Origin of the sequence: Stagnimonas aquatica (assembly GCF_003730135.1) — a bacterium.
Classification (GTDB): domain Bacteria; phylum Pseudomonadota; class Gammaproteobacteria; order Nevskiales; family Nevskiaceae; genus Stagnimonas; species Stagnimonas aquatica.
In genome coordinates, this window is the sequence record NZ_RJVO01000005.1 from 1 (window position 1) to 18,786 (window position 18,786).

Annotated in this window: 16 protein-coding genes and 1 pseudogene; 5 read left to right on the top strand and 12 right to left on the bottom strand. The window is 68.8% G+C overall.

All coding sequences use genetic code 11. The features are described from left to right. The 7 genes and pseudogenes from ED208_RS17335 to ED208_RS11365 all read right to left on the bottom strand — a co-directional run. Positions 1-545: pseudogene (locus ED208_RS17335) on the bottom strand (hypothetical protein); the annotation flags it as partial. 172 nt (positions 546-717) lie between these two features. Further along, positions 718-1,125, bottom strand: a complete 408-nt coding sequence (locus ED208_RS11340; RefSeq protein WP_123212232.1) for an ExbD/TolR family protein — start codon at positions 1,123-1,125, stop codon at positions 718-720. 142 nt (positions 1,126-1,267) lie between these two features. Next, positions 1,268-1,804 (bottom strand): MotA/TolQ/ExbB proton channel family protein, encoded by a 537-nt coding sequence (locus ED208_RS11345; RefSeq protein WP_123212026.1) that lies wholly within the window; start codon positions 1,802-1,804, stop codon positions 1,268-1,270. Continuing rightward, complete coding sequence (locus ED208_RS11350; RefSeq protein ID WP_233575051.1) at positions 1,797-3,167, bottom strand: MotA/TolQ/ExbB proton channel family protein; 1,371 nt, start codon at positions 3,165-3,167, stop codon at positions 1,797-1,799. Before ED208_RS11350 ends, ED208_RS11345 begins: the two co-directional genes overlap by 8 nt. Before the next feature lie 251 nt (positions 3,168-3,418). Continuing rightward, positions 3,419-4,186: a DUF3450 domain-containing protein gene (locus ED208_RS11355; protein WP_233575052.1), complete on the bottom strand. Its 768-nt coding sequence runs from the start codon at positions 4,184-4,186 to the stop codon at positions 3,419-3,421. Position 4,187: 1 nt separating this feature from the next. Then, positions 4,188-4,991 carry an alpha/beta hydrolase gene (locus ED208_RS11360; protein WP_123212028.1) on the bottom strand — a complete coding sequence of 268 codons (804 nt, stop codon included), beginning with the start codon at positions 4,989-4,991 and terminating at the stop codon, positions 4,188-4,190. A 16-nt stretch (positions 4,992-5,007) separates the two neighbouring features. After that, a complete protein-coding gene (locus tag ED208_RS11365; protein WP_123212029.1) occupies positions 5,008-5,799 on the bottom strand; it encodes an SDR family oxidoreductase in 792 nt (263 codons plus the stop codon). A 95-nt stretch (positions 5,800-5,894) separates the two neighbouring features. Here ED208_RS11365 and ED208_RS11370 point away from each other — a divergent pair, with 95 nt between their 5' ends. Then, the gene (locus tag ED208_RS11370) at positions 5,895-6,260 is read left to right on the top strand and encodes a rhodanese-like domain-containing protein (protein WP_123212030.1); all 366 of its coding nucleotides are present in this window, start codon (positions 5,895-5,897) and stop codon (positions 6,258-6,260) included. 12 nt (positions 6,261-6,272) lie between these two features. Here the strand turns inward: ED208_RS11370 and greB are convergent, their stop codons facing one another. Continuing rightward, positions 6,273-6,773 carry a transcription elongation factor GreB gene (greB, locus tag ED208_RS11375; RefSeq protein ID WP_123212031.1) on the bottom strand — a complete coding sequence of 167 codons (501 nt, stop codon included), beginning with the start codon at positions 6,771-6,773 and terminating at the stop codon, positions 6,273-6,275. Further along, entirely contained in the window at positions 6,770-9,361 is a 2,592-nt protein-coding gene (locus ED208_RS11380; protein ID WP_123212032.1) for an MMPL family transporter, read from the bottom strand. The genes greB and ED208_RS11380 overlap by 4 nt, the downstream gene beginning before the upstream one ends. A gap of 128 nt (positions 9,362-9,489) precedes the next feature. Between ED208_RS11380 and ED208_RS11385 the strand changes: the two genes are divergently transcribed. Together ED208_RS11385 and ED208_RS11390 are read left to right on the top strand one after the other, a co-directional pair. Beyond that, positions 9,490-10,101: an ABC transporter substrate-binding protein gene (locus tag ED208_RS11385; protein ID WP_123212033.1), complete on the top strand. Its 612-nt coding sequence runs from the start codon at positions 9,490-9,492 to the stop codon at positions 10,099-10,101. Next, entirely contained in the window at positions 10,098-12,524 is a 2,427-nt protein-coding gene (locus ED208_RS11390; RefSeq protein ID WP_123212034.1) for a TonB-dependent receptor, read from the top strand. Before ED208_RS11385 ends, ED208_RS11390 begins: the two co-directional genes overlap by 4 nt. Positions 12,525-12,677: 153 nt before the next feature. Here ED208_RS11390 and ED208_RS11395 read toward each other — a convergent pair whose 3' ends face one another. The 3 genes from ED208_RS11395 to thiC all read right to left on the bottom strand — a co-directional run bounded on the left by ED208_RS11395 (position 12,678) and on the right by thiC (position 16,851). Next, positions 12,678-13,583, bottom strand: coding sequence for an alpha/beta fold hydrolase (locus ED208_RS11395; protein WP_123212035.1), 906 nt, complete (start codon positions 13,581-13,583; stop codon positions 12,678-12,680). 146 nt (positions 13,584-13,729) lie between these two features. After that, on the bottom strand, positions 13,730-14,791 hold the full coding sequence (locus ED208_RS11400) for an alpha/beta hydrolase family protein (RefSeq protein ID WP_158608528.1): 1,062 nt from the start codon (positions 14,789-14,791) through the stop codon (positions 13,730-13,732). A gap of 167 nt (positions 14,792-14,958) precedes the next feature. Further along, positions 14,959-16,851 carry a phosphomethylpyrimidine synthase ThiC gene (gene thiC, locus ED208_RS11405; RefSeq protein WP_123212037.1) on the bottom strand — a complete coding sequence of 631 codons (1,893 nt, stop codon included), beginning with the start codon at positions 16,849-16,851 and terminating at the stop codon, positions 14,959-14,961. Positions 16,852-17,137: 286 nt separating this feature from the next. Between thiC and ED208_RS11410 the strand changes: the two genes are divergently transcribed. Together ED208_RS11410 and ED208_RS11415 are read left to right on the top strand one after the other, a co-directional pair. Beyond that, positions 17,138-18,226 (top strand): metallophosphoesterase, encoded by a 1,089-nt coding sequence (locus ED208_RS11410; RefSeq protein ID WP_123212038.1) that lies wholly within the window; start codon positions 17,138-17,140, stop codon positions 18,224-18,226. After that, the gene (locus tag ED208_RS11415) at positions 18,227-18,751 is read left to right on the top strand and encodes a DcrB-related protein (protein WP_123212039.1); all 525 of its coding nucleotides are present in this window, start codon (positions 18,227-18,229) and stop codon (positions 18,749-18,751) included. Positions 18,752-18,786: the final 35 nt, after the last annotated feature.

Below are 18,786 nucleotides of genomic sequence, written 5' to 3' on the forward strand. Positions count from 1 at the left end.
GTGAACACCACCTCCACCCAGCCCTTGATCTTCTGCTTGCAGGCCCATTCCGGCATCTGCGGACGCGCGGTGGAGAGCGGAATGAGGTCTCGGCCCTTGAAGCTCTTGCCGGCGGCATAGCCGGCGCCGCCACCACCGCCAGTGCCGCCGCCGCCCGCCCCGCCCCCGGCGCCGCCGCGCAGGAAGCCCCCGAAGGCCCCGGTGCCGATGCCCAGGCCGGTGGTGTCAATGTTGACCGCGACGTTCACCGGCCCGGCGTCCATCGCGACATTGGCCAGCGCCGGCGCCGAGATGCTGGGCAGCGCGGTGGTGGTCAGCGAGGGCGGTGCGTCCGGCGGCGGTGGCGGCGCCTTCTCCGGCGCGCTCAAAGGATCGGGCGGCGGCGGCTCGGCTTCCGGCCGCACCTTCACCATGGCCACACCCTCCACCTTCGGCCCCTCGGCGTAGCCGCCGTGATCGGCCGGCGTGATCGCCCAGCGCAGGAAGGCGAACAGCAGCAGCACCGCGAGCAAGCCGCCCAAAGGAGCAAGTAACCAGCGCTTCATGGCACCCCGCCGCGCATGCTCTCTGCCCCGCTTGCGGGGAAGGGTTGGGGTGGAAGCCGTGGCGCACCCAGACTCCAGGTCCCTGCATCGCGGGGGCGCAAACGCCCCCCTCCTGGCCTCCCCCCGCAGGCGGGGGGAGGGACCGTGAGCGCGAGGCGCTGCCAGCGAGGCCTCATCGCTCCGGCGTCGCCGCCACCGCCACGTTCTCGACGCCGGCGAGCCGGGCCTGATCCATGGCTTCCACCATCAGGCCGGCACGCGCGTCCTTGTCAGCCTGGATGATTACTGCGGCTTCCGGGTGCTCGGCGTGCATCTTGGCGACGATGCCGCGCACCGAGCGGATGTCGACGCGCTGCTTGTCGATGTAGACCTCGTTGTTGGCGGAGATAGCGACGAAGATGCTCGCCTTCTCCTCCTTCACTGCGGTCTTCGCGGTGGGCCGGTTGACCTTGATGCCGGACTCCGACACGAAGGCGGCGCTGATGATGAAAAAGATCAGCAGGTTGAGGAAGAAATCCAGCATCGGTGCGAGGTCGATGCCGGTTTCTTCCACCGGGGGATTGTGGCGGCGGAATCTCATGGGGAAACCCTCGAAAAGCGTCGCGAGCGCGGGCACGTCGCGCACCGCCGGAGCGCAGCAAGCGCAGTTGACTGGGTGCTCCATGAGCATTGCGAGCACCGCCGGGGCGCGAGATGCCGAGCGCAGCCGCTTTGCGAGGGTTTCACCGCGCATCCTCCAGGGCCAGGACCGAGTTGAGTTCCTCGGTCTCGCGGCGCGCCTTGGCCGTGTAGTGGTGACTGAAGTACATGCCGGACAGCGCCACCGCCAGGCCGGACAGCGTGGCGATCATCGCCTGCGAGACACCGCTGGCCATCGCACGCGGCTCCGACTGGCCCTTGATCGCCATCACGTCGAACACTTCCAGCATGCCGCCGACGGTGCCGAGCAGGCCCAGCAGCGGGCAGATCGGGATCAGCGCGCGCAGCAGCGGCAGGGTGCCGCCCATCGCCACCGACAGCTCGCCGATCATCGCGGTGCGGATGCGCCGCGCGGTCCAGGACGCGCGTTCCGGCCGCGCCTGCCAGCGGGCGGCGGCGGCGGCGCGCGCCTGCGGATAGACACGGGCAAACCACCAGGCGCGCTCGATGATCAGCGTCCACATGGTCAGCGCCACCGCCAGGATCCACCACACCACCCAGCCGCCGGCATCGACGAACTCGTTGATGCCGGCGAACGGCGTCAGCAGCGCCTCAAGCACGGACGAAGGCTCCGCTCTGCTGCTGCTCGATGCGCTCGGCCAGCAGACCGGCCGACTGCTCGTCGAGGATCTGGATCAGCGCCCGCGAGCGCGAGGCCAGCACCGCGTTGATGAACAGCAGCGGGATGGCGATGCCCAAGCCCAGCACGGTGGCGATCATCGCCTTGGAGATGCCGCCGGCCATCAGCTTGGGATCGCCGGCGCCGGCTTCCATGATGACCTGGAAGGTTTCGATCATGCCGGCGACAGTGCCGAGCAGGCCGAGCAAGGGGCCGGCGGCGATCACCAGCCGGATCAGTTGCTGGCCGCGCTCGATGGCCGGGGTTTCTTTCAGCACCGCTTCCGACAGGCGCAGCTCCAGCACCTCGGGATCGTGCTTCTCGTTGTCGCCCTTGAACACGCTGAGCACCCGGCCAAGCGGGTTGTCGGGCCGGGGATTGCGCGGATCGACCAGCTGGGCACGGACGCTGGCATCCACCCGCAACAGGTATTGCAACTGGTAGATCGCCAACAGAAACCCGCAGAGGCCGACGACGATGATCACGTAGCCCGGCCAGCCGCCCTGGTGAATGCGCTCGCTGAGCGAGGGGCGGTCCACCTGCAAGGCCAGCAGCGAGCCGCGCGTGGGGTCGATCAGGATCGGCGCGATCGGCTCCTCGTCTTCCTCGGCGAAATCCTTGGCCAGGCCGCGCGCGCCGTGGCCGGGCTGGCGCGACAGCGCGCGCAGCTCGCCGCTGCCCTGCGGGATCGCCAGGTAGTCGCCGTCGGCGAAGGCGGTGAAGGCACCGACGCGCACCACCTCGGCCTCGGCCTTGGCGCCCAGCGGGTCAATGACCTCGGCCTTGAAGCGCGCCGACTTGCCCTGCTCGGTCATCTCCTGCTGCAAAGTGAGCCACAGGCTTTCCAACTGGTTGATGCTGGGCAGCGCAGCACCCTTGGCGATGCCGTCGAGCAGCTCCAGGCGCTTGGGGTACTGCGGGTTGATGTAGGAGTCGGCGAGCACGGTGCGCAGATCGCCGGCCGACTGTCGCGCCGCCGCGTAGACCTGGGTGTAGTCGCCGGCACGCTCGCCGAGCTGCTTCTTCAACTCGGCGATCTCGCGCTGGCCGGCGTCGAAGCGGCCCTTGACGCCGTTGACCCGCGCCTCGACGGCGGCGAGTTCGGCCTCGGCCTTGGCCAGCAGCGCTGCCTGCTCGTTCTTGTTCTTGAGGAAACGCGCCTCGCGCTCCTGGTTGAGCTTGCTGCTCTGCTGGGCGCTTTCCTGCACCTGCTTGAGCAACTGGTCTAGGCCGCTAGGCTTTGCGGCGGTCTGGGCCTGGGCGGGGCTGGTGACGATTAGAAGAGCACTCGTAACCGCCAGCAAGAGTCTGCTCCCCTCTCCCCTGGTGGGGGGTGAGGCGGAAAATGGCGAAGCACCGCTTCGCCCCGCCGAACGCCATTGCCCATGCATGGGGCAATGGCCGGCAGGGTTGGGGGAGAGGGGGCGCGCACTCCACCACGCCCGCTCCGCGCGGAAGCAAAAGTCCCCCCTCTCCCCTGCCCCTCTCCCACGAGGGGAGAGGGGAAGTGCGCGCTTGCTTTGAAGCGCGCTCATCCACACCAGCAGCGCGCGCATCACTTTGCACCTCCCGCCAAGGCCGCCGGCACCGGCATGGGCAGCACCAGGGTGTCCGGCGCGCTGATCTCGCGGGCGATGCGCAGGCCCTTTCTCAGGCTGGCGAGGTAGTCGTCGTCCAGCGGCTGCCAGGCCTTGGCGGCGGCGTCCCAGCGGCCGGCTTCCGCACCGTCCAGGCTCAGGTAATACAGGCCGATGCGACCGACCCGCAGTACGTCCACCTCGCGGTCGGCGACCACCGCGCGCTCGACACCCATCGAGCGGCCGTAGTCGATCTCGATCTGGTAGGCCTCCAGCACCCGCCGGTAACGCTCGGCGACCGTCGCCTCGGGATCGGCCATCAGCCGCTTGAGGTTATCGACGCGCTCGCGCCGCTCCTGCTTCAAAAATGGCAGGTCGAGGCTGACGAACTTGTCGAGGCTGTCGAGCATGCGCAGCATCAGCGGCGTCAGCTCGCGTTCGGTGCGTTCGATCTCCACCAACTGCTGCGCCAGCGAGGCCTTCTCCGCCGCCTGCGCGCCCTGCAACTGCTCCAGTTGCTTGGCGTAGACGTTGAGCTGCTGCGCCTGCCAGGTGGCGGCGCGGTAGCGCTCCAGCATGGCCTTGGTGCTGTCATCGACGCCATTGATGCGGCTCTGGCTGGCCACCGCCGCGCGGTTGCTCTGTACCGTGGCCTCGATGGCCTGGTTGATCTTGTCGCTCTGCTGGGCCGAAGCCCCGAGCGCCACCAGCCCCAGCGCGGCGCTGAACAGGAGTGCACGCGCCATGTCAGACCCGCGCGACCTTGCCGGGCGCGCGCGTCGCGCGGCGGAGGATGGGACGTAGCCAGCCGTCGATTTCATGAACCATGTCTTCCGTATCGAGATCATCAATCACCCAGTGCGAGCGCCCGGGCCAGTGTCGGTGGGTCGCGCCCGGATAGCGCGCGGCGACCTTGCGCACCACCGAGGCCGGGGTGAGCTTGTCGGCCCCGGCGCTGACCACGTACACCGGGCAGCGCACCGCGCCGGCCGGCACGCGGGTGGCCTTGCCGCCGTCCGCCCACCAGAACACGATTTCGCTGATCGCCCGCCCGGACTCGTGGACCAGACTGTTGACCAGCTTGTCCTGGTAGCTGAAGTGCAGGCCATTGGTGGCGTAGCGGCGCAGGCCTTCCGGACTCAACCGGTGCGGCTTCTTCCAGAAACCCCAGCGGCTGAAGATCGGCAGGCCCACCGGCAGCACCTCCGGCACCAGCGAGTTGATGCCGGCCGGCGCCGCCGGCGTCAGCAGCACCAGGGCGGCGGCGTTCAGTTCCGGCGCCGCCAACTGGGCAATCAGACCGCCCATGGAATGGCCCAGCAGCACCGGCGGCTGGGAAAAATTCTGCGCGCGCACGAACTCGCAGGTGGCGCGCACGTAGTCGCGGATGGAGAGTGCCGCCACCTGCTCGGCCTGCTGCGGGCCGGGCGTATGTGCCGGCAGGGTCAGACGGTGGCAGTCGTAGCCGCGGGCGCTGAGCAGTTCATCGACTTTCGCCAGATGCTCGGCGGTGCACCACATGCCGTGGATGAGTACGAGGGGATAACCCATGAGGTGGTGGACAGGCCTAGTAGCCGGTGATGAGTTTCTGGGACCAGCGGTAGAGCCGGCTTGGCGTCAGCTTCTGCAGCAGCGCCACCGCCTGGGTCTGCAAGCCCACCGGCCAGTGCACCGGACATAGCGCCGCGCTGCGGGTGGCGGCGCTGTAGAGCGTCGCCGCCACGTCTTCGGCGGAGAGCCGCACGCCCAGGCGATCAATGCTCTTGGGCTTGTCGCTGACGCCCGCCACCATCGGCGTGGCGACGAACAGCGGCATCAGGTCCATCACCAGAATGCCGCGCCGCTGCCACTCGATGTTGAGTGCCTCGGTGAGCCCGCGCACGAAGAACTTGCTGGCCGAATACACCGCGAAGGCCGGCGTGCCGTAGAGAGCCGAAGCCGAGCACATATTGATGACCCGGGAGCCCGGCTTGAGGTGCGGCGAGGCGGCCAGACAGCCGTTCACGACGCCACGGGTGTTGATGTCGATCAGCCATTGGTAACGCTCGGGACCATGGCTTTCGAAGTCACCGGTCAGCAGCACGCCGGCATTGTTGATGAGCAGATCAAGCCGGCCGGCGGCGCCGACGAACTCGCTGACCGCCTGGGCGAAGGCCTGGGCATCGCTCACATCCAGAGCACCCGCCAGCGCCCGGTCCGGGCCCAGCTCGGCGGCCAGCGCGCCCACGGCGGCGGCGTTCACATCGTAGAGGCCGACGAACCAGCCCTGAGCGGCGAAGCGCAGGGCAGCGGCGCGGCCAATGCCGGCGGCGGCCCCAGTGATGAAGACGGATTTTGCAGGGGACTGACGGCCAGCCATGGCGAATAATTCTTCGAAACTTTCTCCTGCGCCGACTGTAGAGCATCGCCCTACAATTGGGCTACCAAAATCTTGTCTGCCTCCAGAGAGCTTCCATGTCCGCCCACGCCCCCGGCTTTCTTGCCCTGGTCAACAGCGCCAAGTCGCGCATCAAGGAAGTCGGCGCCGCCGAGCTACCGGCGCTACTCCAGAAAAATCCGGCGATCCGCCTGATCGACACCCGCGAAGAGAGCGAGTACGCCGCCGGCCATGTGCGTGGCGCGGAGTGGATCGGCAAGGGCGTGATCGAGCGCGACATCGAGGCCAAGCACCCGGACAAGAGCACCCCGCTCTACCTCTACTGCGGCGGCGGCTTCCGCTCCGCACTCGCCGCCGACGCCTTGCAGCAGATGGGCTACAGCGAGGTGGTGTCGGTGGATGGCGGCTGGCGGGAGTTGAAGGGCCTGCTGCCGACCGAGTGATCGCAAGGTGGCTCAGGGATACCGCACCGCCACGATCTCCAGCTCCACCTCGCCGCCCGGCAACTGCACCCGCACCACCTCGCCTTCCTGCTTCTTGAGCAGCGCCTTGGCGAGCGGCGAGTCGATGCTGATGGCGCCGGTGGCGGCGTCGGTCTCGTCGCCACCGACGATGCGGTAGACACGCTCGGCGCCGTCCTCGTCCACCAGTTCCACCAGCGCGCCGAAGTAGATGCGGCTGCGGTCGGTCGGCTGGCTCTCGACGATCTTCAAGTCCGGCAATCGCCGTTGCAGATAGCCGACCCGGCGGTCGATCTCGCGCAGCTCCTTCTTGCGGTAGATGTACTCGGCGTTCTCCGAGCGGTCGCCCTCGGCGGCGGCGGCGGCCAGCGCGCGCACCACCTCCGGCCGGCGCTCGCGCCAGAGGTGCTCGTACTCGGCCTTGAGCTTGTCGTAGCCGGCGCGGGTGATGTGTACCGAGGCAACCTCGGGATTGGGCGGGCGCCAGCGGCTCACGCGTGGAATTTCCGGATCAGCCCCGGCAGCAGCACCAGGGTGCAGAGCAGGATCATGCTCAGACCAACAGTCAGCAGCAGGCCCATGCTGACCATGCCCGGATGCCGCGCCAGCATCAGGTCGCCGAAGTTGGCGAGCGTGACCAGGGCGCCGAACAGCACCGCGCGGGTGGCGCCGGTCTTCAGCAGATTGGTGTCGGCCGGCAGTTGGCGGCCCTGCTGCACCAGGTAGACGCCGTAGTCCACACCGACACCGAGCAGCAGCGGCAGGGCGATGACGTTGGCGAAGTTGAAGGGGGTGTCGAACAGCACCGAGCCGGCGAGCGTCAGCAAGCCCGCCGCGATCAGCGGCAGCAGCACCAGCCCGGTGTCGCGCAGACTGCGCAGCAGCACCAGCAGCAGCAGGCTGATCGCCAGCACCGAGTAGAGGAAGGCCTGGCGGAAGGCCTCCACCACCGCGTGGCCGGCTTCGATCATGCCCACCGGGCCGCCGGTGACTTCCGGCGCGGCGGCGCGCACGTCGGCGACGAAGCGGGCGGTGGCGGCGTTCTCGTCCAGCACTTCCTTGGGCCAGACCTCGACGCGTGGCCGGCCGTCGCTGGCGCGCCAGCGGGCACGCAGCCAGGCCGGTAGGTCGGCCTCGGTGACCGGGCCGGCCTGCAGCAACTCGCGCAACTGGCCGATCTGGCGCGGCAGGCCGTCGAGCAGGTTGCCGCGCAGCACGGCGATGCGGGCGTCCGGCTGTGGCGCCGCCTGCAGGCGCGACAGGGCCTCGGCCAGCCGCCGGGCGGCAGCGGCGCGCTCGCCCTGCCAGAGCTGGGCAGCGCGGCTCATCGCCTCCTGCAAGCGGTCGAGCGAGGCCGCATCTTCCGGTCGCGCCTGCACCTTCAGCTCGCCGTCGCCGGCAATCGCGGGGCCGAGACTCAGGCGCAGGTCGTCGAGGATGGCGAGCTTCTCGTCCTGATCGGAGGGCACCAGGTCGAGCACGCTCATGGCGCGGCGCACCGTGGGCCGCTGCGCCAGCCGGGCGGTCAGGGCCTGCGCCTCGGCGTCGCTGGCGACCACCGCCGACAGGGTCAGGGTCGGGATGCTGGGGTCGCGCAGCAGGTCGCGGAAGGTCGCCACCGACTCCGCCTCGGGGTCGCGCAGGTGCAGGGGGTCGAAGTCGAAATAGGCCTTGGGTGCCAGCAGCGCGGCGCCGGCCAGCAGCAGCGCCATGCCGATCCAGATCGCGCGGGCGTGGAGGTAGGGCAGTTCCAGCAGGCGCTCCAGCCTCGGCGAGGGCGCCGGCGCGCGCATCTCGGCGGCCGGCCACAGCGCCAGCAGCGCCGGCAGTACGCTCAGGCTGGCGAGCAGGCTGATGAACATGCCGGCACCGGAGATCAGCCCCAGGCCGGCGATGCCGGTGAAGCTGGTCGGTACGAAGGCAAGAAAACCCAGCGAGGTGGTGGCCGCACAGACCAGCAGGAAGCCGCCGACATCGGTGGCGGCACGCGGGATCGCCGCCGCGTGGGCGACGCCGGCCAGGCGCAGCTCGCGGTAGCGCATGGCGAGGTACAGGGCGTAGTCCAGTCCCAGGCCGACATAAAGCACGCCGAAGGCCATGGAGATGAGATTGAGCTGCCCCACCGCCAGCGCCGCAAAGCCGGCGGTGAGCGTCAGCCCGAACAGCAGCGTCAGCACCGTCGCTCCCACCAGCCGCCCGGCGCGCAGGGCGACGAACAGCAGCAGCGTCGCCAGCACCAGGGCAACACCAAAGGCCAGCAGCGCGCCGGAGAAGGCCATGCCGATCTCCTCGTGCTCCAGCGCCTTGCTGCCGGTGAGCCGCACCCGCACTTCACCGAGGCCACGCGCCGGCAAGGCGGCAATCGCCTCGCGGATCGCCGCCACCGGCGCGCTGGCCGGTTGCAGGCGGCCGTAGTCCAACACCGGCACCAGCTCGATGAACTTGCGGCTGGACGGCGTCATGCCCTCGGGCGTGGCCATCAGGCTGGACCAGGCCAGCGGCCGCTGCTCCCCGCGCGCGGCGGCGTCCACCGCGTCGGCGAAGGCGTTCAGGGCAGGAGCCAGATCGAAACTGTCGTCCGGTGCCTCCAGCGCCCGCGCCAGCAGGCCGGAAACGCCGGACAGGCTGGGCTCGCGGCTGAGTGCGCCGAGAAACGGCTGGGCGCGCAGTACGCCATCGGCAAAGTTCTGCAAGGCCTCGGCGTCGAGGTAGAGCAGACCGTTGCGGCGGAAGTAGGGCTCCAGTTCCGGCGAGCGCACGGCGGTGAACAGCTCCACCCGCGCCTGCAGGGTCTGCACCAGGGCCTCGACGGCGGCGGCGCTGCGGTCGGCGTCGGCGCTCTCGACCACCAGCACCAGACCGGCTTCGGTATTCGGGAAGGCGGCGTCCAGCGCCTGTTCGGCCTTGCGCCAGGGCAGCTCGGCCGAAAGCATGTTGGCCGGGTTGGTATCCACCGACAGCCGGGTGGCGGCGAGCACGCCGGCGAACAGCGCCAGCACCAGCGCCGCCATCAGCACCGGACGCGGCTGTGCCTGCACCAGCAGGATCCAGCGGTGCAGCAGGGAGCTGAGGCGTGTGTTCATCGGCCGGGATTGCGGTGTGGGAGCCGCGAGCTTACGGATGCCGGCGCCGCCGGGCCAGTCGGGAGGCCCGGAGCCGCGTGCTACCCTTTCGCCCCCATTTCGTCCGTCTCCCGGGGTTGTTACCCGCCATGTTCCGCACCGTACTGGCGCCGCTGGCCGCGCTCTGCTTCTTGCTGGCGACGCCGCCAAACGCGCGAGCCGCCAGCACCCCGGCCGACACCGTCTCGGCCTTCCACCAGGCGCTCAGCGACAGCATGGCGCGTTCGGCCAAGCTCGGTTGTGAGGGCCGCATCGCCAAGCTCGGCCCGGCCGTGGATGCCGCCTTCGATCTGCCGTTCATCGCCGAGCGCAGCCTGCGCCGGCACTGGAAGACGCTGGACGAGAGCCAGCGCCAGCAGTTCACCGCCGCCTTGCGGACCTCCGTGGTCGCCACCTATGCCACCGAGTTCGCCACCCCGGGCTCGGTGAGCTTCAGCACCGGCAACACCGAGGCACAGAGCAATGGCGACGCCCTGGTGCGCGCCAGCCTCAAGCCCAAGGACGATGCCGCCGTCAGCCTCGATTACCTGCTGAAGCCGCGCGGCGAGCGCTGGCAGGTGGTCAATGTGCTGGCCGACGGCGTCAGCGACCTGGCCCTGCGCGCCAGCCAATACGATGGCCTGGTGAAGAAGGACGGCCTGCCCGCCCTGCTCGCCCGGCTCGACAGCCAGACCCAGCAATTGCTCAGCCGCTGCAAATGACCCCACGCTCCCGACTCGCGCCGCTGACGGCGTTGCTGCTGTTGATCCCCGCCCTCGCCTGCGCTCAGGACGGCACCGCGCCCCGCGAACTGGAACAGGTCACCGTCACCGCCAACAAGGTGGTGCAGAGCCTGGAACGCGCGCCCGCCTCGATCACCTCGATTGGCGCCGAGTTTGCCCGCGAGCGCGCGGTGAGCGGCTTCCAGGAGCTGTCCGACTACACGCCCAACGTGACCATGAACGTCTCCGGCTCGGCCGGTCAGTTCGTGATCCGCGGCCTCGGCACCCCCGACACCAATCTGGGCTTCGATCCCTCGGTGGGCACGGTGGTGGACGGCGTCTACTACGGCCGCGCCAACTTCCTCTCCGCCTTCTTCAACGACCTCGACCGCTACGAGGTGCTGCGTGGGCCGCAGGGCACGCTGTTCGGCAAGAACTCCACCGCCGGCCTGTTCAACGTCGTCACCAACAAGCCGGGCAGCGAATGGAAGCTCGACGGCGAGATGCTGGCGCGCGGCTATGGCGATCTCGCCATCCGCCCGGCGCTGACGGTGCCGGTGAACGAGAACTTCGGCCTGCGCTTCTCCGGCGCCTTCGTCAACGGCGACCGCAACACCCTCTACAACACCAAGCTCAAGCGGCCGGAAGAAAACGAGGAGCAGGCCAGCTATCGCGTGAGGGCGCGCTACGTCGGCGACAGCGGCCTGGTGGCCGACCTCAGCCTGCTGCGCGCCGAGCTGCGGCAGAACAACTCCAACTTCCAGTTGGTCGAGATCAGCCAGGCTATGGAGAACACCATCCGCCAGTACGACCCCGACTACGACGACAACCTCGACCACCGCAAGAACTCCACCGACTTCGCCTCCGCCGAGAAGTCCACCATCGAGAGCTATGCGCTGACGCTGGAGCTGCCACTGCCGGACTTCGGCGGCATGGAAAACCTGCGCCTCACCTCGATCTCGGCCTGGGCGCAGTCCCTGGCCAAGAACCGCGACATCGACGCCGACTTCACGCCCATCCCCTTCATCAGCGACCGCCTGATCGAGCCCTCGCGCTACCGGCAGATCTCGCAGGAGCTGCGCTTCACCGGCGGCGGCCGCGACATCTTCCGCCAGGGCGACGGCGTCAGCTTCATCGCCGGCGTCTATCTGCTGAGTTCCAGCTACGGTGCCTCCGACCTGTTCTCGCTGGAAGACCTCGGCGGCGCCCTCGCCTATTGCCTGGCGGCCAATGCCGGCACCTCCAACTGCGTCGACGGCATCCCCGGCGGCCTGGGCCTGATCGGCGCCAATCTCGGTCCCCTGGTCAGCCAGTTGCTGCCGCTGCTGGAGCCCACCGGCATCAGCAACCAGAACGTCCAGACCCGGCTCTACCAGGAAGAGACCACCTACGCCGGCTTCGGCCAGTTCGAGTACGCCTTCCTGCCCAAGTGGGCATTGATCGGCGGCCTGCGCTACGGCAGCCAGAGCAAGACCGGCGAGCTCTCGGCGCTGGCCTCCAGCCCCATCGTCCAGCAGATCGCCGGCTCCGAGAACCACGCCGAGACCATCACCCGCAGCGAGGGCGACTACTCGCCCAAGGCCGGCATCCGCTTTTCGCCCAGCCGCCAGGTGTCGCACTACTTCACCTGGGCGCGCGGCTACAAGAGCGGCGGCTTCAACGGCCTGCCGCTGACCAGCGAGAACAACGAGTACGGCCCGGAGCGGGCGTCCAGCTACGAGTTCGGCACCAAGGCGCGGCTGTTCAAGGGCCGCATGCGGGTCGGCGGCTCGGCCTTCTTCACCGACTTCAAGGATCTGCAGGTCTCCACCTTCCAGAACAACCGCTTCATCGTGCTCAACGCCGGCACCGCCGAGTCGCGCGGTGGCGAGATCGACTTCCAGTGGCTGCCGGAGGCGGTGCCCTATCTGCTGTTCCGTGGCTCCATCGGCTACGCCGACGCCCGCTACAAGAGCTACCCGAACGGCCCCTGCTACGGCGATGCCGCACCCGGCTGCACCCCCAACGATCCGCCCGACTGCCCGAAGAACCAGGGCAGCAACGACTGCGCCTCGCAGGACCTGTCCGGCAAGCGCCTGCCCTATGCGCCGCGCTGGACCGGCGCGGTCTCGCCCAACTTCTTCTTCCCGCTCGGCAACGGCCTGCGCGGCTCGCTGGGCATTGACTGGATCTACCGCAGCTCGCGCTTCCTCGACGTCGATCTCGACCCGCGCAAGTTGCAGGGCTCCACCGACCAGTTCAACGCCTTCCTGGTGATTACCGACGCCAGCCAGCGCTGGGCGGTGAACCTCGGCATCCGCAACATCAGCGACGCCCGCTACTACGACCAGATCATCTCCCAGCCGCTGGCGCCGGGAAATCTGGCGGCGGCCGGCATCAACGAACCCCGGATGTTCACCCAGAGCATCAGCTTCTCGTTCTGACCGCCGCCGGTACGGTGGCGCGCGACACCACGGCGGACGCGAGCCGCTGCGCAGCGAAGGCGGGGGTATCGGCATGGGAACCGAGCGGCTTGGACAAGCGTTCGGAGCGCCGCTTGCATGGCATACGCCGCCCTGCTGGCAACGGACGCCGGCTCAAGCCCGGGCAGCGTTGCCGGCGATCAGCTCCGCCCAGCGCGGCATCAGGCTGGGCGCGAGGTCATGCCCCATGCCCTCGATCAGCTCCAGGCGCGCGCCGCGGATCAGCTGGGCGCTGCGCTGGCCACAGGCCGGGCGCAGCAGCGGATCGGCGAGCCCGTGGATGACCTGGGTGGGCGCGCGGACCTGCGCCAGCAGCGGCTCGAAGCTGCCGGTAGCGAGCACCGCCTGCGCCTGCCGCGCCACGCCCGCCGGCCGGAAGGCGCGGTCGTAGGCCTGCCCGGCAAGCCGCGCACGATATTCGTAGGGCGTGGGAAAACCCGGGCTACCCACCCGCCGCAGCATCGCGGTGGCGCGGCGGATCACCTGCTCGCGGGTGCGCGGCTTGGGGCCGAGGCCGGCCATGCGCCAGAGCACGTCCAGCCGCGCCGCCGGCAGCCGGGGATGATTGGTGCTGGACATGATCGAACTCAGACTCAGCACCCGCTGCGGCTGCCGGGCGGCAAGGATCTGGCAGACCATCCCGCCCATCGAGGCGCCGACCAGGTGCGCGCGGGCGATACCCAGCGCATCGAGCAGGCCGAGCGCGTCATCGGCGAGGTCGTGGAGGTCGTAGTTGGACTGCGCCGGCAGGCCGAAGCGGCTGCGCAGCCAGTCCTGCGGGATGCGCGTCGGCAGACCGCGGTCGGCGTCCGAGGACAGGCCGGCATCGCGGTTGTCGTAGCGGATCACCCGGAAGCCCTGCTCCACCAGGCGTTCGCAGAACGCCTCCGGCCAGTGGATCAGCTGGCCGCCCAGGCCCATCACCAGCAGCAGCGGTTCGCCGTGGTCCGGACCGGCCTGTTCCCAGGCGATTTGCAGGCCATTGACGCCGACGCTGCCAGCGGACCAACACAGTTTCATTGCCGTTGCGTGTCCTTTTGATGACCGATTGGTGACAAAGGACGCGCAAATTACCAGCCAGTTCCCCGGCTGTACGGCGGTTTTTTATGACAGGCGATGGACGGCGGCCAGCGCCTTGCCGGAGGCGGCCACCGCCGGCCTGCGGCTCAGAGTCCGGGCACCGGGGTTTCGCCGGTGGAGACGCTGGCGCCGCCGAGCAGGGCGTAGAGCTGGTCGAGCGCGGTACGGATCACCAGCTGGGTCTCGCTGCCTTCCCAGCCGTGGCCGGCCAGCGGGCTCTGGTAGTTCTGTCCGACCGCGCCGGCCAGCGGCCCCAGCGCGATGGAGGTGGCGGTGGTCCCGGTCTCGCCAGTGCCGGTCGCTCCGACGGTGTAGAGGCGCGTCGGCACTCCCGCCGCAGCCAGGCCCAGGAACATCTCCCGGCTCTGGGTGGTGGGCACCAGACCGTCGTCGATGCCGTGGATCAGCACCGCGCTCTTGAGGTAGGCCAGTTTCTGCGCGTGCAGCACCGGGCTGATCTCGGTGTAGGCCTGCGGCGCCTGCTCGATGCTGCCGCCGTTCTCGATCTCGATTTCCTGCTGCGCCACCGCCCCGTCCGGCACCACCGGCGCGATGGCGCGCGCCAGCAGATACTGCTCGGCGAGGTTGTGCACGCCTTCGGCCGCCACCCAGTGGTCGAACAGCGGCGAGCCGTCGGCGCGCGTCGCCAGCGGCGAATACAGGGCATAGCCGGCGACATTGGCGCCCATGCTGATCGAGAAGGCGTAGACCTGCTGGATCGAGGGATAGCGGTTGAGGAAGTAGCGGGCGGCGACAATCGAATCGGCGACACCGGCGCGCACGCACCAGCCGTAGTTCTCGATCGGGGTCTGCGCCTGCCCGCTGTAGTCCATGGCCACCGCCACCGCGCCAAGCGCGGCGACACTCTGCAAGTGCCGGCGCCAGGAGCAGCTGTCGTTGCCGTGGCCATGGAACATCACCACCAGCTGGGTCGGTGCCGCCGATGCCGGCAGGGCGTAGCGCCCCGGCGGCAGACCGAGTGCACTGGCCAGACCGATGCCGGCATCGCTCATCTCGGCCAGGCGTGGGTCGCTGTGCAGCTCGCAGGGAATCTCCTGGCCCTTGGGGATCGAGGTAAGGCTACCGCCCGCTGGCGGCGCGCTGCCGCCACAAGCCACCAGACCCTGCACGCCGGCTGCGATCACCACGGCCACGATCCACCGACACCACGAGGCACTGGCCCCGGCCAAGCACTGCGACATTTGCTCTCCTCCAAACCAGAATCCGGCACCGTCGGGAGCCTCGACGGGCTCCTCGCACAAGACGGCATCATCGACCTGATGGAGAGTTCAGTCCAGTTTCCGGCGGCGATTTTTTAGGCCTTGCGATAGACCTCGGCGCCCTGCTGCTTGAACTCGGCCGACTTCTCGGCCATGCCCTGCTCCAGTGCCGTCTGCTCGTCGGCACCGACCTGGGCGGCGTAGTCGCGCACGTCCTGGGTGATCTTCATCGAGCAGAAGTGCGGGCCGCACATCGAGCAGAAGTGGGCGAGCTTGGCGCCCTCCTGCGGCAGGGTCTCGTCGTGGAATTCCTTGGCCTTGTCGGGATCGAGGCCGAGGTTGAACTGATCCTCCCAGCGAAACTCGAAGCGCGCCTTCGACAACGCGTTGTCGCGCACCTGCGCGCCCGGCCAGCCCTTGGCCAGGTCGGCGGCGTGGGCGGCGAGCTTGTAGGTGATGATGCCCTCGCGGACATCGTCCTTGTCCGGCAGGCCCAGGTGCTCCTTGGGCGTCACGTAGCAGAGCATCGCGGTGCCGTACCAGCCGATGTTGGCGGCGCCGATGCCGCTGGTGATGTGGTCGTAGCCGGGCGCGATGTCGGTAGTGAGCGGGCCGAGCGTGTAGAACGGCGCCTCGAAGCAGTGCTTGAGCTGCTCGTCCATGTTCTCCTTGATGAGATGCATCGGGACGTGGCCCGGGCCTTCGATCATCACCTGCACGTCGTGCTTCCAGGCCTTCTCGGTCAGCTCGCCGAGCGTGTGCAGCTCGCCGAACTGGGCCTCGTCGTTGGCGTCGGCAATGCTGCCCGGACGCAGGCCGTCGCCGAGCGAGAAGCTGACGTCGTAAGCCTTCATGATTTCGCAGATTTCCTCGAAGTGCGTGTAGAGGAAATTCTCCTGGTGGTGCGCCAGGCACCACTTGGCGAGGATCGAGCCGCCGCGCGAGACGATGCCGGTCATGCGATTCGCCGTCCACGGGATGTAGCGCAGCAGCACGCCGGCGTGGATGGTGAAGTAGTCCACGCCCTGCTCGGCCTGTTCGATCAGGGTGTCGCGGTAGATCTCCCAGGTGAGTTCCTCGGCCTTGCCGCCCACCTTCTCCAGCGCCTGGTAGATCGGCACCGTGCCGATGGGCACCGGCGAGTTGCGGATGATCCACTCGCGGGTCTCGTGAATGTTCTTGCCGGTCGAGAGGTCCATCACCGTGTCGCCGCCCCAGCGGGTCGACCACACCATCTTCTCAACCTCTTCGGCGATGGAAGAGGACACCGCGCTGTTGCCGATGTTGGCGTTGATCTTCACCCGGAAGTTGCGGCCGATGATCATCGGCTCCAGTTCCGGGTGGTTGATGTTGGCGGGGATGATGGCGCGGCCGCGCGCGACCTCTTGTGCTACGAATTGCGGCGTCACTTCCTTCGGCAGCATCGCGCCGAAGGACTGCCCGGCGTGCATGCGGCGCAGATAGCCGGCCTGCTCGTAGCTTTCGCGCAACTCCTGAAGGCGGGCGTTCTCGCGGATGGCGATGTATTCCATCTCCGGCGTGATCAGGCCGCGCCGGGCGTAGTGCATCTGGCTGACATTGGCGCCGGCCTTGGCCCGGCGCGGCTGGCGGATGTGCTCGAAGCGCAGGTGGGCGGTCTTGTCGTCGGCGGCGCGGATGCGGCCGTAGATGCTGGAAAGCCCCTTGAGCGGCTCGCTGTCGCCGCGCTCGGCGATCCAGCCGGCACGCAGGGCCGGCAGGCCCTTGAGCAGATTGATGTGCGCAGCCGGGTCGGTGTAGGGGCCACTGGTGTCGTAGACGGTGACCGGCGCGTTCGGCTCGATGCCGTCGCGGGTCTTGGTCGGGGTCAGGCTGATCTCGCGCATCGGCACCCGGATGTCCGGCCGCGAGCCCTCGACGTAGATCTTGCGACTGGCCGGGAACGGCCGCGTCGCGTCCTCGGTAAGGCGGGTGGCGTCGTGCAGGAAATCGTTCGGCAGGGCACTCATGGGCGTTGCTCCGGGGCGGATCGGGAACGCCGGGCGCGGCACCGTGGTGCCTGCCCTAGCCTTCCCTCACCGGCCCCACGTCTGGGTCGGTCAGGTTCCAAGGGTGTGATCTCAGCCCCGCGCTGCTTGGGGCACCCCCGGCTATGGCGCGCAGGGTAGGCCCAGTCACCCGCCGGCACAAGGCACCGCCCTGCCGGCCCCGAAGAACAGCAAATCCGCCCCCATGTCATCCCGGCATCACAAGCCTTAGGCAGAATAGGCCGCTTGCCTTACGGAATTTCGCGCCATGCGTCTGCTGCCTCTCACCCTCGCCCTCTCGCTCGCCGCCTGCGGAACCAGCCAGGCCCCGGACAATGGCGGCACGCCGCCCCCGGCCGCCAAGAAGACGGTGAAATTCATCGCCTTCGGCGACGCCGGCCGCGCCAACGACAACCAGAACGCGGTCGGTGCCGCGATGGCGCAGCTTTGCGCGCTCAAGGGCTGCGACTTTGCGCTGGAGCTGGGCGACAACTTCTACGACAGCGGCGTGAGTTCGGTGACCGACGAGCAGTTCCAGACCAAGTTCGAGCTGCCGTACAAGGATCTCAACATCCCGGTCTACGCCACCCTCGGCAACCACGACAACTCCGGCAGCTCGCTGGGCGAAGGCGCCGCCAACAACAAGGGCGACTACCAGGTGCAGTACACGACCTCGGAAGGCAGCTCGGGCAAGTGGACGCTGCCAGCCCGCTACCACTCCTTCACCGCGCCGAGCCTGCTCGCGGCCGGCGAGGCGCCCATCGCCGAGTTCTTCTGCCTGGACTCCAACCCGATGGCGGCGACCATCCCCGACCTGCTCAATACCAAATACAACTTCATCACCTACGCCAACACCCAGTTGCAGTGGTTCCAGGCCGGGCTGGCGGCGAGCAAGGCCAAGTGGACCTTCGCCTTCGCCCACCACCCCTACATCTCCAACGGCCACCACGGCAATGCCGGCAGCTTCGATGGCACCAACGTGCTGGTGCCCGGCACGGTCAGCGGCACCCAGTGGAAGAACTTTCTCGACGCCAGCATCTGCGACAGCCAGTACAACGGCGGCCTGGACCTGATGCTCTACGGCCACGACCACGACCTGCAATGGCTCAAGCCGGTCTCCACCTGCAACAGCAAGACCGAGTTCGTGCTCTCCGGCGGTGGCTCCGACACCCGCGACTTCGGCGACGCCGCGCGCAACCCCAGCTACTGGCAGCAGGATCTCACCCCGGGCTTCTTCTGGTTCGAGGTCAGCGAGAGCCAGCTCACCGGCGAGGTCTACACGCTGGAGAACCTGGCGCTGCCGCTGGATACCGCCGGCAAGCCCAAGCCGGCCTTCGTCAGAAGCCTGAGCAAGTAAATGCCTCGCCGGTTAGCCGGAGCCCTGGCGGCACTGCTGCTGGCCTGGGCGCTGCCGGCCGGCGCGACCGACTTGCAGACCCTGCGCGGCCCCGGCTGGAGTCTGGAACTGCCCGCGCAATGGAGCCAGCAGAAGGGCCTGATGGGCGCCGAACTGGTGGCGCGCCCGCCGAAGAGCGATAGCGCCGGCTGGGCGCAGGATCAGTTGATCCTCACCCGCGAGCCCTACGACCCGCGCCGCACCTGCCTGGACGGCTTCGTGCTGCGCAAGCTGCGCGACATGGGCCATCTGGCCGAGGATTTCCAGGTGGTTTCCGAGCAGCCGCTGGAGCTGGGCGGCGCGGTCGCAAGCCGCCTGGAACTGGACTACCGCGAAGGCCCGCGTCATCTGCATGCCTATCTCATGGTGCTCGCCACCGAGAAGGAAATGATCGTGCTGAGCCTGACCAGCGAGCCGGCGCGCTTCGAATTCCAGCGCGCGCTGTTCCGGCGTATCGCCGACAGCCTGCGCCCGACCGCGCGCTGAGCGCCCTGCCGCAAGGCCCGCACCACCGAGGTCCA

Excerpts from the sequence above, each read along its gene's own strand:
- ED208_RS11340 (WP_123212232.1), bottom strand. The coding sequence starts at position 1,125 with ATGAGATTCCGCCGCCACAATCCCCCGGTGGAAGAAACCGGCATCGAC.
- ED208_RS11355 (WP_233575052.1), bottom strand. The coding sequence starts at position 4,186 with ATGGCGCGTGCACTCCTGTTCAGCGCCGCGCTGGGGCTGGTGGCGCTC.
- ED208_RS11360 (WP_123212028.1), bottom strand. The coding sequence starts at position 4,991 with ATGGGTTATCCCCTCGTACTCATCCACGGCATGTGGTGCACCGCCGAG.
- ED208_RS11365 (WP_123212029.1), bottom strand. The coding sequence starts at position 5,799 with ATGGCTGGCCGTCAGTCCCCTGCAAAATCCGTCTTCATCACTGGGGCC.
- ED208_RS11370 (WP_123212030.1), top strand. The coding sequence starts at position 5,895 with ATGTCCGCCCACGCCCCCGGCTTTCTTGCCCTGGTCAACAGCGCCAAG.
- ED208_RS11380 (WP_123212032.1), bottom strand. The coding sequence starts at position 9,361 with ATGAACACACGCCTCAGCTCCCTGCTGCACCGCTGGATCCTGCTGGTG.
- ED208_RS11385 (WP_123212033.1), top strand. The coding sequence starts at position 9,490 with ATGTTCCGCACCGTACTGGCGCCGCTGGCCGCGCTCTGCTTCTTGCTG.
- ED208_RS11390 (WP_123212034.1), top strand. The coding sequence starts at position 10,098 with ATGACCCCACGCTCCCGACTCGCGCCGCTGACGGCGTTGCTGCTGTTG.
- ED208_RS11395 (WP_123212035.1), bottom strand. The coding sequence starts at position 13,583 with ATGAAACTGTGTTGGTCCGCTGGCAGCGTCGGCGTCAATGGCCTGCAA.
- thiC (WP_123212037.1), bottom strand. The coding sequence starts at position 16,851 with ATGAGTGCCCTGCCGAACGATTTCCTGCACGACGCCACCCGCCTTACC.
- ED208_RS11410 (WP_123212038.1), top strand. The coding sequence starts at position 17,138 with ATGCGTCTGCTGCCTCTCACCCTCGCCCTCTCGCTCGCCGCCTGCGGA.
- ED208_RS11415 (WP_123212039.1), top strand. The coding sequence starts at position 18,227 with ATGCCTCGCCGGTTAGCCGGAGCCCTGGCGGCACTGCTGCTGGCCTGG.